Annotated in this window: 12 protein-coding genes; 3 read left to right on the forward strand and 9 right to left on the reverse strand. The window is 45.3% G+C overall.

Annotated elements, in window-relative coordinates:
- Nucleotides 1-167: 167 nt before the first annotated feature.
- The 6 genes from ACYQ2O_RS07160 to trpX all read right to left on the reverse strand — a co-directional run bounded on the left by ACYQ2O_RS07160 (nucleotide 168) and on the right by trpX (nucleotide 7,078).
- Nucleotides 168-1,415: a metal-dependent hydrolase family protein gene (locus tag ACYQ2O_RS07160; protein ID WP_346024199.1), complete on the reverse strand. Its 1,248-nt coding sequence runs from the start codon at nucleotides 1,413-1,415 to the stop codon at nucleotides 168-170.
- A 133-nt stretch (nucleotides 1,416-1,548) separates the two neighbouring features.
- Nucleotides 1,549-2,997 (reverse strand): amidase family protein, encoded by a 1,449-nt coding sequence (locus ACYQ2O_RS07165; RefSeq protein ID WP_346024198.1) that lies wholly within the window; start codon nucleotides 2,995-2,997, stop codon nucleotides 1,549-1,551.
- Nucleotides 2,998-3,127: 130 nt separating this feature from the next.
- The gene (trpB, locus tag ACYQ2O_RS07170) at nucleotides 3,128-4,294 is read right to left on the reverse strand and encodes a tryptophan synthase subunit beta (RefSeq protein ID WP_346024197.1); all 1,167 of its coding nucleotides are present in this window, start codon (nucleotides 4,292-4,294) and stop codon (nucleotides 3,128-3,130) included.
- A 53-nt stretch (nucleotides 4,295-4,347) separates the two neighbouring features.
- Entirely contained in the window at nucleotides 4,348-5,127 is a 780-nt protein-coding gene (locus ACYQ2O_RS07175) for an ABC transporter ATP-binding protein (RefSeq protein ID WP_346024196.1), read from the reverse strand.
- Nucleotides 5,128-5,130: 3 nt separating this feature from the next.
- On the reverse strand, nucleotides 5,131-6,006 hold the full coding sequence (locus ACYQ2O_RS07180) for an ABC transporter permease (protein WP_459796300.1): 876 nt from the start codon (nucleotides 6,004-6,006) through the stop codon (nucleotides 5,131-5,133).
- A gap of 16 nt (nucleotides 6,007-6,022) precedes the next feature.
- Nucleotides 6,023-7,078 (reverse strand): tryptophan ABC transporter substrate-binding protein, encoded by a 1,056-nt coding sequence (gene trpX, locus ACYQ2O_RS07185; RefSeq protein ID WP_346024195.1) that lies wholly within the window; start codon nucleotides 7,076-7,078, stop codon nucleotides 6,023-6,025.
- Between the two features lie 831 nt (nucleotides 7,079-7,909).
- Between trpX and ACYQ2O_RS07190 the strand changes: the two genes are divergently transcribed.
- On the forward strand, nucleotides 7,910-9,040 hold the full coding sequence (locus ACYQ2O_RS07190; RefSeq protein ID WP_459796302.1) for an NAD(P)/FAD-dependent oxidoreductase: 1,131 nt from the start codon (nucleotides 7,910-7,912) through the stop codon (nucleotides 9,038-9,040).
- Between the two features lie 75 nt (nucleotides 9,041-9,115).
- Nucleotides 9,116-9,313 (forward strand): C4-dicarboxylate ABC transporter, encoded by a 198-nt coding sequence (locus ACYQ2O_RS07195; RefSeq protein ID WP_459796303.1) that lies wholly within the window; start codon nucleotides 9,116-9,118, stop codon nucleotides 9,311-9,313.
- A 73-nt stretch (nucleotides 9,314-9,386) separates the two neighbouring features.
- On the opposite strand, the gene ACYQ2O_RS07200 is transcribed toward ACYQ2O_RS07195, so the two are convergent.
- Nucleotides 9,387-10,079, reverse strand: a complete 693-nt coding sequence (locus ACYQ2O_RS07200) for a phosphatase PAP2 family protein (protein ID WP_346024193.1) — start codon at nucleotides 10,077-10,079, stop codon at nucleotides 9,387-9,389.
- A gap of 228 nt (nucleotides 10,080-10,307) precedes the next feature.
- Between ACYQ2O_RS07200 and guaC the strand changes: the two genes are divergently transcribed.
- Nucleotides 10,308-11,339, forward strand: coding sequence for a GMP reductase (guaC, locus tag ACYQ2O_RS07205; RefSeq protein WP_346024192.1), 1,032 nt, complete (start codon nucleotides 10,308-10,310; stop codon nucleotides 11,337-11,339).
- Nucleotides 11,340-11,586: 247 nt separating this feature from the next.
- Here guaC and ACYQ2O_RS07210 read toward each other — a convergent pair whose 3' ends face one another.
- Both ACYQ2O_RS07210 and ACYQ2O_RS07215 read right to left on the reverse strand, forming a co-directional pair.
- The gene (locus ACYQ2O_RS07210) at nucleotides 11,587-12,159 is read right to left on the reverse strand and encodes a guanylate kinase (protein ID WP_346024191.1); all 573 of its coding nucleotides are present in this window, start codon (nucleotides 12,157-12,159) and stop codon (nucleotides 11,587-11,589) included.
- 79 nt (nucleotides 12,160-12,238) lie between these two features.
- Nucleotides 12,239-12,901, reverse strand: a complete 663-nt coding sequence (locus ACYQ2O_RS07215) for an undecaprenyl diphosphate synthase family protein (RefSeq protein ID WP_346024190.1) — start codon at nucleotides 12,899-12,901, stop codon at nucleotides 12,239-12,241.
- Nucleotides 12,902-13,282: the final 381 nt, after the last annotated feature.

The raw sequence follows: 13,282 nt of genomic DNA on the forward strand, positions 1-13,282 counted from the left end.
CATTTGCGTCCGTCTTCCTTCAGATTCCGCCTCACGGCGGACACCCTTGACTTTCGCTAACAGTTCCTACTGCCAAGTCTGTAGTGGACTTTCACCACCAAGTTGTCGCCCATGCCGGGCGCACGAACGAAAAAACAGCCGACACAGTCGGCTGTTTTCAAATCATCTTATTTAGTTAAGGTGTCCTTTTCGACCTTTCCGTCCTTGACGACATATTGAATGGTATCGGTGTCCGCCAGGCTCGCAATGTCTTCGATGGGATTGCCTTTAACGATGACAATATCGGCCAGTTTTCCTTTCTCAAGGGTGCCGACTTTGTCTTCCCATCCTAAACACTCAGCTGCCGTTTTTGTGGTAGCCACGATTGCTTCCATCGGTGTCATCCCCACATCGGTCATGAGTTCCAGTTCCCTTAAATTGAGTCCGTGAGGCATGACTCCAGCATCAGTACCCATAGCTATTTTAACTCCTGCTTTATGAGCTTTAGCGACACTTTCCTTGTGGATCTCAATGACTTCCTTGGACTTCTCGACAGCTGAATCAGGCATTCCGGATTCTTCAGCAAGTTCCAGAACCGATACTGGCGCCAGCAAGGTCGGCACCAGGAATGTTCCGTTTTCTTTCATCAGATCAATAGCTTCGTCATCGAGAAAGATGCCGTGTTCAATTGAATGGATGCCTGCCCGGACGGCCTGTTTGATTCCTTCAGCTCCCTGAGCGTGGGCCATGACTCGCACACCTTTTCTGAAACGCGCTTCTTCCACAATGACTTTCAGTTCTTCCAGAGAAAACTGGGTAAACTCCGGATGGTCGGTCGGGCTGAGTACGCCACCCGTCGCATGGACTTTAATGACCTCAGCTCCGGCACGAAGCATTTCACGGACTTTCTTCCGGACTTCTTCCACCCCGTCTGCCCGCCCGTCAGGCATCCCCGGATAATTGGCCTGAAGCAATTCAACCGTCTGGCCTGAAGTGGTATAACCATCGCCGTGTCCGCCAGTAATCGTCAGTGCATTGATGCTCAGCTGCAGACGCGGACCGGCTATCAGTCCCTCTTCCACAGCTTTCTTCACACCTAAATCCGCCCCTAATGCATCTCTGACAGATGTGATCCCGGCATACAGTGTTTTCCTCATATACTGGGCAGCCTGATAAAATCTGTAGGAAAAAGGAGTCTCCAGTCGTTTCTGAACTCCTTCAAACTCCATCATGACATGCACATGGGCATCGATAAGTCCTGGGAGGATGGTTCCTCCTCCGGCATCGACTATCGTTTCATCTCCAGTCAAGGTGTATCCTTCCGCTTCTCCTGCGTATAGCAAGGTGTTTCCTTCGAATACGACCAGCCCATCGCTGACCGGCTGTCCCCCTAGTCCGTCAATTAGACGTCCATTTTTTATAGCTGTTTTCCCCATATTATCTCCCCTATTAATTAATGTATCTTCTATTGTATACGAAGTCCAACCGCTTTACTATAATAGGATTAAAAATAAATGGCTTTATTCTAATTTATAAACTCTCATATAATGCTCTGATTTGCTTGAACCTTTACTGAATAATCTGCTCCAAAGCATAGGCCAGTTCCATTAACCGGACATCCTCTCCGTCCTGGCCGATAAGGGTTATGCCAATAGGCTCACCGGTTGCGCGAACATATCCAGGAACGGTGACTGCTGGATAACCGGATGCGGAATAGACAGCAGTGGCATAATTACTTAAAGTCAGAAGAACATCTACGGAGTCAAAGGCTTTTTTCAGTGCCTGTCGTGTAACCATCTGATTGGTTGTGATGATCTGAGTGATGTCTTCAGCAGTCTCTTCAACACCGGCTGACTGAATCAGCAGCTCCTGATTGAAAGGTGCCGTCTGATCTTCCCCTTCTTCTTCATTGAACGCTCTAATTGTCTCGAGAGTCAGTGGATGGGTCCGACTCTGATTGAAAAAAGACTTGATCCCTGTATTGAATTCATACTTCAGAACCGGAACATAGTCTACTTCAAGTGCCTTTTCATCTAAAGAATACTCAGATGGGATCGCTCCGGCTTCTTTCAGCTTCTGCCGAACATCTTCTATGATTTCTTCGTCTTCTTCTCTATAGAGGGACTTGATCGATTCGTTTTCCAGGATACCTGTTTTCACACCTTTAAATCCTGCTTCAGACCACTCTGCTTCTTCTGAAACTGCTGACGCCATTCCCTTGAAAAGCAGATACGTATCCTTGACAGTTTTCGCGATCGGTCCCGCAGTATCATGCGTTTTTGAAATGGGGATAACACCGTCCTGAGAGACCAGACCAAGTGTCGGTTTAAGTCCGACCACACCATTCTGACTGGCTGGATAGATGATAGACCCGGCCGTTTCCGACCCGACGGTAACCGGAGACAGGCTCAAGGCTGCAGCAGCGGCACTTCCTGCACTCGATCCTCCAACATCAAACTGTCCCAATGGATGCATCGTCTGTCCACCTACTGCAGAATATCCATTGGAACTGTCAGTAGACATAAAATTTGCCCATTCGGTCAAGTTTGTTTTCCCCAGAATCAGTGCCCCCTTTTCTTTAAGGAGCTGGATAAGTTCTGCATCTTCCTCAGCTATATAATCTCTAAGAACAGCAGCCCCCGCTGTAACAGGCATCCCCTTCACACTAACATTATCTTTAACGAGGACCGGCATACCATAAAGCAATTCATGCTCGTCATCAAAGACCAGTTCTTCAGCCTCCTGAACGATTGTCTCATTCAAAGAGATGACCGCATTGTACCTTTTCTGTCTGACTGTCTCATTCCAGAAGCACATCGCAATTTCGGCGTATGTAGTTCTGCCTTCTCTGACTAAATTCTGAAGTGTCTGTATATCGCTCGATAGAATCTCCCGTCTCAGTTCATCGCTCAGATGATACTCTTCATGGTCCAGCTCCAATTTGTACCGACTCTTCTTCGTACGAATATGTTGCTTGTCTATCTGCCCCGAAAGATAGTCTTTACTGTTAAATCCCATTAGTTGTCTCCCCTGTTCTATCTAAGTATTTAGTTCCTCATTTTATTATACACAAAATGAGGAAAGAGCCTTTAACATTGTTCAGCGAAGGCCCCTTCCTCTTTCAGTTCCGTTCAGTCATCAAGTTGTGCTAGTCAAAATCACCCGAGTCAAGCAGCTCCCGGACATAGGCCACATCTTTGTCTCCACGACCAGAAATAGTGATGATCACAGGCTCTTCAGGAGAAAATTCATCCGCCAGTTTTTTTACTAAGGCGACAGCATGGGCACTTTCTAGCGCCGGGATGATTCCTTCAGTTTCGGACAGGGTCTTGAAGGCAGACATGACCTCTTTTTTTGATACTGTATAGTATTCAGCACGTCCACTGTCTTTAAGATGACTATGTTCAGGCCCGATTCCCGGATAGTCCAGACCGGCAGCAATTGAATAGGTCGGTGCCGGGTTGCCGTTTTCATCTTGTAGGACAAGGGTTCTGAATCCGTGCAGATTCGCCGCTTTTCCCTTGCTCATCGTCGCTGCTTCTTCAGGCTCCGCCCCGATCAGACGCACATCAGTATCTTCAATATAGTGAGCAAAGGAGCCAATCGCATTGCTGCCTCCACCGGCCACTGCAACAACCGCTGCAGGCAGCCTGCCTTCTTTTTCAAGAATCTGCTTCTTCGATTCCTCGCTGATCACTGACTGGAAATACTTGACGATGGACGGATAGGGATGCGGTCCGACGGCTGAACCGAGGAGATAAAATGTGTGATCATAATTCTCGATCAGATCTCCTAGAGCGACATCAACGGCATCCTTCAACCGCCCTTGTCCTTGCTCGACAGGAACCACTTCTGCTCCGAGCAGCTCCATCCTGAATACATTGAGTGCCTGGCGCTCGGTGTCCAGTTTACCCATATAGATCGTACAGTCCATACCAAACATCGCGCAGGCCGTCGCAGTCGCTACCCCATGCTGTCCCGCTCCTGTCTCTGCAATGATGCGATGCGCACCCATTCGTTTGGCCAGAAGAATTTGTCCCACCACATTGTTTATCTTGTGCGCTCCTGTATGATTCAGGTCTTCTCTTTTAAGATAGATTTTCGGACCGCCGAAACGTTCTGACAACCGTTCGGCGTAGGTCAGGGGATTCTCTCTGCCGACATATTCTTTTAGAATCGACTGATATTCTTTCTTGAACGCGTCATCTTCTCTAGCCTCGTCAAAAGCAGCCTCAATCTTATCCAAAGCTGCCTGAAGGTTTTCAGGGACGAAACTGCCGCCAAATGTTCCAAAAAATCCTTTTGCTGTCTCCATTATCCTTGCACTCTCCTGTTCATTTACTTTTCCCATCAGAAAATCTATTACAGTTAAATAAGCTGGGCTTTTTCTTCTTCAAACAGAGCAAACAGATCTTCCAGCGTCATTTGTGCTTTTTCTCTAGCATTCAGATCCAGTTTGATTCTTCCATTTTCGAGAACGATCAGCCGATTGCCGTACTTCAAGGCATCTTCCATCCGGTGCGTGATCATCAGACAGGTGAGCTGATGAGTTTCGATAACTTCTTGTGTCAGCTCCATCAAGCGCTTTGCCGTTTTAGGATCCAGTGCAGCAGTATGTTCATCCAGAAGCAGGAGCTCTGGCCTTGTCAATGTAGCCATAAGCAGACTCAATGACTGTCTCTGCCCACCGGATAAATGCCCCGTAGGTGTATCTAGATGTTTTTCAAGTCCATTTCCAACTGAGGCACACAGGTTTTGGAATGAGTCTCTTTGAGCCTTCAATTTTCTCGGCAGCAGATACCGCTTCTCCCCTCGTTTCAGAGCGAGCAGCAGGTTTTCCGCTACCGTCATTCGTGGGGCAGTCCCCATTTTAGGATCCTGAAAGACCCGGGCGATATGACGTGCTCTTTTTTCTTCAGGTAGTCTGGTTACTTCCTTATCTTTAATGTAAAGCTTGCCGCTGGTCAGTTCGATCGTGCCGGTGATGCTGTTGAACAAAGTCGATTTCCCTGCGCCATTCCCTCCAAGGACTGTAACAAACTCTCTTTTTCTGATGGTCAGATCTATATGATCCAGAATCGTCGTATTCTTATCGGATTGATTCTGGATCGTTTTAGTTGCTTGCTCTAAAGTCAGTAGTGTTGTCATGGCTTACCCCTCCTTCCTGATCAGTGTATCCAGTTTAAGCGCCTGCCTAATTTGTGGGATCATCAGGCAGACAGCTAGTATGGATGCGCTGAATAATCTGATATAAGTCGTATCGAAGCCGAGTCTGATTACACCGAGAAGAAGCAGCTGATACAGAATGCTTCCGATGACGATGGAAATCAGTCGTTCGCCCAGAGTCACGTACTTGAAGGCCACTTCCCCAATAATCAGTGAAGCCAGCCCAATGACGATGACACCCGTTCCTCCATTAACATCCGCATAGCCATTATTCTGAGCAATGAGAGAGCCTGCCAGCGCATTGATTCCGTTGGAAAAGACGAGCCCTATAATTTTCATGCGGTCTGTCTGAATGCCGAACGATCGAGCCATTGCTTCATTGTCTCCTGTCGCAATATAGGCCTGACCCAAGCTGGTGTAGAAGAAAAAAAGCAGCAGACCAATCACCAGACTGACTACCACTAGACCGACCACTACTGCGTCGAAATAATTGGGTAAAAAGGCTAGGCTGTTAAATATTCTTGGATGATTTAAAAGACTCAGGTTCGGACGCTGCATCACATACAGCATCACGGAATGCAGTGCCGTCATAACTAGAATACCGGCTAGAATAACTGGGACTTTTCCTTTCGTATACAGGAGACCCGTTACCAGACCCGCGCTCATCCCGGCTAGAACTGCCAGCACCATAGCGAATACGGGAGGCAGTCCATTGACAATAGCTGTAACGGCGACCGCAGCTCCTAAAGGAAACGAGCCTTCTGCTGTCAGATCCGGAAAATTCAGAATCCGATAAGTTGTGAAAATGCCGATGCCGAGTACTGCCCAAAGCAGCCCCTGTGCAATTGCTGATATGACCATAAACTGATTCCCTCTCTTATTCCCTAGTTTCGATGATGACGGCATCCTCCAGAATAGATTCTGGAATGGTGACGTTCAGACGTTCCGCTTTCTTCTGGTTGACCAGAATATCTCCTTCACTCAGGATAAAAATAGGGAACGTACTCGGGTCTTGTCCGTTCAGTACTTCTGCAGCCATCCGACCTGATTCGATCCCCATCTGCGTCTGATTGATTCCAACTGTGGCCAGCCCACCTTGAGCGATCATCAGATCGACTGTCGGAATCAGCGGCATGTCGTAACGGTCCGCTTCACTGACCACGGTGTCGAATGCACTCGCTATCGTATTGTCAGTCGGAAGATAGATCACATCGACTTCCTGAGACATGGATGCAACCATCTGCTGAATATTATTCGTACTTGATACCGTATAAGTGACCGGTTCAAGACCCATAGATTCAATCACTTCTGTTGCCCGTTTTGCTTCAGCCCTGGAATTGTCCTCACCTGAACTGTATAACAGCCCGATCGTTGAGACTTCCGGAAGAACGGCATTCATCAGCTCCAGCTGAGCTTCGACCGGGGCTTGATTCTTCACACCTGTGACATTCGTTCCCGGCTCGTCTTCCGACTCCACCAGACCGGCACCGATTGGATCGGACACGGCGCCCATGATGATTGGAATCTCACTGGTTGCATTGGCAAACGCCTGACTGGCCGGTGTCCCGATACCGATCAGCAGGTCTGCCCCGTCTTCAACAAGAGCTTGCGCCATCGTGTTCATCAGGTTCTGATCCCCTTGAGCATTCTGAAAGTCGATCTCTGCGTTCTCTCCTTCCACATAGCCATGTTCAGCCAGCCCTTCGATTGCCCCCGCCGTAATTTCGTCCAGTGAGGGATGGCTGGTGGTCTGTAGAATACCAATCCTTACTGTTCTCAGTTCTTCGTTCTCAATACCTGCTTGTTCGCTTCCATTATCGCTCCCGCTATATGTAGCCGTGTCGTTATCTGCACTAGTCAGCGAGGCAACAAAGACTCCGATAAGTAAAACTAGAATAGCTCCTAAAGTGATGATCATACCTTTTCTTTTCATGATTGATTGGTCCTCTCTTAATTAGATTCATCAGTTTGTCAGTCAGTTTTTTATTTCGCCAGTCCCAGTCAGATTCCATCTGCATCCACTCCTTTAATTAAGACTCATTTGACTGAAGATTTTTTCCCATCCATTCCTAGTGGTACAAAAAAAGGCAATTTCCACGAATTGAATCGAATCGTGGAAATTGCCTTAAAATAAACAAAAACCACATAGATAACTTATCATCTATGCGGTGTAAAAAAATCCTCGTCAAAGTGAGCCGGCATAGATACAAAATTTAGATTTGTTCTAAACGTTGTATCTATGAAAGAAAGTCTTCATCTATACAACGATCTGCGCCAGCTGTTCCAAGCCATATTCAGTTGTCTGGATTGAGCAGATCGTGTAAGCATACTGACCTTCCTTTCGTCTGTTTTTTAATGTGATTCTCATACTACACCTATGAAATGGATCCGTCAACATCTTTTTTGAGAAATTTAAACTGATTTCAAATTTTTTAAATCACTGGTGGCCAGAAGGGGATTCTACTGTATGTAAATCAATCTCTTTCTTTTTCCTGCTGTCCGGCCTGTTTCAACTGAGTCGGTAAAGAAAACTTCTTCAAAGCTGTCTGTCCACTGCTTATCCTCCTGTTATTTCCTCTACTTTTACTTATGCATAATATAATATCTAATAAAACCGTTTTAATAAATTTATGTAAACAGTATATACTGAACATTTCCTACTTATCAAGTTATTTCAGACAACCTTTATTTTATTCCTTCCTGTTTTCTTTTTTACCAGACATGTTAAACTTGGAAAGAGAGCAAAAGAAAGGTTTGACACATTATGAGTAAACGCGTTGCTATAATTGGAGCAGGAGTCGTCGGTGCTTCTGCCGCTTATGAATTGAGCAAAGATCCTTCTATCGATTTGACGATATATGACGAAGGAACGGGACAGGGAACATCAGCTGCTGCAGGAATAATCAGCCCATGGCTTTCCAGACGTCGAAACAAAAAATGGTATGTCATGGTCAAAGAAGGCGCTGCTTTCTACCCCGACTTTCTTTCTGAAGTCATGCAAGGAAAGGAAATTCCCTCTTCAGTTTACAAGAAAGTCGGCACCCTTCTGTTTAAAAAGAAGCCCGAGTATCTGACTGAAATGCTTGAAACAGGAGAAAAACGACGCCTCGACGCACCGGAAATAGGTGAGCTCGCTATTTTAACTGCCGATGAAATAAGAGAGAAAATCCCACTCTACCAAGGGGAAAATTCAGCACTCTGGGCTTCCGGAGGGGCACGCGTTGACGGTGGCCGGTTAGTTGAGCTGCTTTTATCACGAGCGGTTGAGAATGGGGCTGCAGTGATCAAGAAAAAAGCCCGATTCAAGCGAGCAGATCAGGGTTATTCAGTCCTGACCGACCACTCTGAAGGCATTTTTGATTCTGTCGTTCTCGCCGCTGCAGCCTGGCTCCCGGATCTACTCGATCCTGCAGGCTATAACGTTGATATCAGGCCACAGAAAGGTCAGCTGGCGGAAGTCCAGCTGGCAGATCATCATACTGAAAACTGGCCGGTCATCATGCCTGAAGGCGAAGCGGACATTATTCCATTTGAAGACGGGAAAGTAGTGATAGGCGCGACGCATGAGAATGACAAAGGATTCAATCTGACGATCGACGAAGAACTAGTCAGCACACTGATCGATGATGCCGCTGCTTTCTTTTCGACAGAACTGCATCAGGCTTCCATTACAGCTTACAGGGCTGGGACTAGAGCCTATACCTCTGACTTTGCTCCATTTTTCGGAGAAGTTCCCGATCTTTCAAACGTGTATGCAGCCAGCGGTCTCGGATCGACAGGCTTGACGGCAGGTCCTTTAGTCGGAAAATGTCTGGCGGATCTTGTTAGACAGCTCTCGCCTCTGCTTCCCGTTGAAGATTATCCAATCGCTGACTATGTCAAAAAAAAGAGCTGACTTAATTGTCTGACTCCAGTAAGTAAGGTATACTTTTAAAGTAAGAGTGAGACAGGTAGACAAGGAGAGAGAATCATGAAATCAGATAAAGTAGGCAAAATCATCGGATGGGCCGCCATGGCGATAGCCCTGATCGGATTTTTCATCTGGAATATCCCTCTAGGGTTAGCAGCAATCATTTTAGGAACTGCCGGTCTTGCCAGTAATGAAAAAGGGTTGAACTGGACAGCCATTGCTTTCGGAGCGATCGCGATGATTATTGGTATCATATAAATTAAATGCACTGTAGATAAAAGAATCCCCCTTGCAGCAGGACATAGGTCCTTCGCAAGGGGGATTAATTTATTTACCGTTCACCTTTCTTGTACCCTTTATTCTGAAGCGAGGCACTGTAAAGTCCGATACTCAGCGAGAGAACCGCAAGCCCCAGTGAGTAGCCGCCAATGATGTCTGACGGATAATGCACACCCAGATACACTCGGCTGATGCCGATCAGACCAATCAGTGGGATAAGTGTTAACGAAGCGATGATAACGGGTTTCCAGCTTTTACTGGCCCGAATAATCAGAAACAGGAGCGCACCATAAGTAATGATCGAACCCATGGCATGCCCACTTGGAAATGAGTAGCCGCCCTGAACAATCAGATGCTCAACGTGTGTTGGTCGTGGTCGTCTGAAGAAAAACTTGACCAGCTGGTTCACACCTCCGGCTCCGACACTGACTGTCAGAAAATACCAGACCGCCAGTCGCGTGTTTTTTCTGAAACGCCAGATATAGAGAGAAAAAAGGATCGTAAACAGTCCCACGAACCAGACATCACCCAGACGTGTGACAAAGATGAATCCCCATGTCAGAAGAGCTCGTCTCTCTTCATGAAACTCGTTCCCTATCACTTCATCCAGTAGACCGATGAATCCCCAGTCATAAAAACTCATCCAGACTAAAAAGAGAAATGGAATGCTGAGCACCATGGCCAGGATAAACAGATTTTTTGGCTTGCCGAATTTATTAACTATATATTCTTTTGCTTCTTCCATTATTCTATCCTTTCGCAACCTATTTATGTTTTCAATTTACCAGTTTACCGTGTATACATCTGACTTTCAACCGTTACACTCGTGTTCGAAATTCAGACATATCTAAATGCAAAGTGGCTTTGACATGAAGTCTGTCTTCCGGTAAAGTAGTTTAGGGAAACTCAATTTCAACCCATGTTTTTCTCCCTACTATCTGTCTTTCAAGACGGCAAAAAAGAGGAGTACACCATGAAAGTTTTTGATTATGAAGATATACAACTTATTCCGGCGAAATCGATCGTCAGAAGTCGTTCAGAATGTGACACATCCATTACATTAGGCAAGCACACCTTTGCCATGCCTGTAGTTCCTGCAAATATGCAGACAGTAGTGGACGAAGAACTGTCCATCTGGCTCGCAGAAAATAATTATTTCTATGTCATGCACCGGTTTGAAGAAGAAACACGTATGAACTTCATCCGTACTATGCATGAACGCGGTCTGTATGCTTCTATCAGTCTAGGCGTCAAAACAGATGAATATGATTTTGTAAAAGAACTAGCTGAAGAAAATCTTGCACCCGACTACATCACAATCGATGTGGCCCACGGTCATTCTGATCTGGTCATCGATATGATCCGCCACGTGAAGCGCCATCTTCCAGAGACGTTTCTGATTGCCGGTAATGTCGGCACACCAGAAGCCGTACGTGAACTTGAAAACGCCGGTGCAGATGCAACCAAAGTCGGTATTGGTCCGGGTAAAGTCTGCACAACTAAACTGAAAACTGGTTTCGGAACCGGTGGATGGCAGCTTGCTGCTCTTTCTCATTGTTCCAAAGCAGCCCGTAAGCCACTGATTGCCGATGGCGGTATCCGTACTCATGGAGACATCGCAAAATCCATTCGTTTCGGTGCAACTATGGTCATGATCGGTTCCCTGTTCGCAGGACACGATCAGTCTCCAGGAAAAATGGTGACGATCGATGGCAGACCGTATAAAGAATACTTCGGCAGCGCCTCTTCTCACCAGAAAGGCGAGCGTAAAAACGTCGAAGGGAAAAAGATGCTGACAGAATACAAAGGAGATATCGCTGATACACTCCTTGAAATGAAACAGGATCTGCAGTCTTCCATCTCTTACGCTGGAGGGAATGACATTGAGTCGCTTCGTAAAGTCGATTATGTTATTGTTAAAAATTCCATCATGAATGGTGAAAACTATAACGCAAGCGGAATTGATGTGCCGGACAGCTTCGCATCGAGCAATTTCACTTCCTGAACAGAATGACAGACTAATCTGAATAGAATGAGCCCCATAAGTTGATTGAGAGACAGTCAGCTTGTGGGGCTTTGTTTTCCTACTTTTTTATTTCAATTATTATAATCACTAAAATATAAAGAAAAACGAGAAATAAGGCGAGAAATAGTGTCCAGAACGGAAGGTCGAACAACAAGCTCAAAATCAGATAAATCAGCAAGGTAAAAAGGGGATACCATACAATCGTTTTTGGATCGACTTCCATAGGCTAGTCCTCGTTTTCAGTCATAGGCTGGTCTGATTTCTTGCTAATCAGACTCAGGATCTTATCAACAGTATCCTCAACAGACTTGTTTTCAATAATCAGATCTGCTTCTTCTACTGGTTTCAGTTCATCTGTCTGTCTGCTGAAAGATAGACGTTCACAAATTTTCTGTTCACTGTCTCCACGATTTCTCATTCTCTTTTTCATCTCTTCAGTTGAAACATATATAAAGACTACGACAGTTTCTTTTGGAAAAGTCTCTTTCATGGCACGCGCTCCATTTTTATCCAGAGAAACGTGGACGACTCGCTTATTTTTCAGCGCTTCAGTCACTTCCTTCTTTGTCAGACCGTAAAGTGTCTGATTATAGACAGTCTGTTCAATAAAATCATCCGAGTCCAGCTCCTCAACTTTTCTGAAATAGTAATCAACTCCATCTATCTCTCCTTCGCGAGGCTGACGGGTTGTCGTCGTCACCAGTTTCGGTATCCCTTTCTTTGTCAAAAGTTCTCCCACTGTCGTTTTTCCGCTCCCACTTGGTCCAACCAGGACGATGATCCGATTATCGTTCGTCATTATATGCTCAGTCTCCTCTTTATGAAAAGAGAATAGACCGAATCGGTCTGCTTACTCTCTTCACTGGTTATATCTATAGTTATCCGCCTAGCGTGACATCAGTCTCCTGATACCATTCCAGTGCTTCATGCAGATGCTCAACTTTATAGTTCGGCCAGTATTCATCAATGACATAGATATCAGAGTAAATAGACTGGATCGGCAGAAAACCGCTCAAGCGTCTTCGTCCGCCCCATCTCAGGACCATGTCCATACGGGAAATATCTTTAGATGCTATATGGTCGATGACATTATTATCACTAGAAGCTTCTCCATTTTTCAGTCCATAATTTAGATCCCAGTTCCAACCGTAATTGACGAGGAAATTAACTTTCATTCTGCCTTCGCCGAATTTTGTCCGCTTCATTGCATAAGGAAGCAGTTCTTTAGGAAATACTTTGGAATCCGTATTTCCTATGACGAGTAAATCTGCGTCACGTTTTTTCAGTTCATTCACTGAATCGACACATGCTTTCTGAAACGCTTTTGTCTGAAGCGAAGGTCGCTTGACATTATCCATAGTAAAGCCATAATAGGTCATTTCTTCTACACCGAGCTCAAGGCAGGCTTCGTATAATTTGAGCCCAGGTCCGATCCCATGATCATACCCATCATGTTTTTTTAACCCTTTATGGACGGCCCATCTCCTGTTGCCGTCTGGAATCACGCCAATGTGTTTTGGTAAACGTTTATAGTTTTTCATTAATCTAAAAGTCTCCCTCTAATTGTTTTGCAAACATTCCAGAATCAATGGATAAAATGCTTACTACTATCATACCGTTTTTTAGTTGGATTCATCAACTAAGAGAACAGTTTTCATTGAAAAAAATTCTGTATAAACACATTATCAAGAATTCTTCTTCAGTAATCGAAAAGTTTCTTTCTTACACTATAAAAATGACCCTTTAAGCTTTGATTTGTTCATGTTTTATCAATTTAATTAAGCTTTGTTATAATTCCTGAGTTTCGCACCTACAACTGAAAAATAAGCAAAGAAACGTTGATTTTATCAAATTAATCAACGTTTTTTCTGTCTTTTTGTTGTCCACTTATGTACGTTTATGATATACTAAAGAAAAGATCC

It is taken from the genome of Alkalibacterium sp. m-11, from assembly GCF_054658155.1.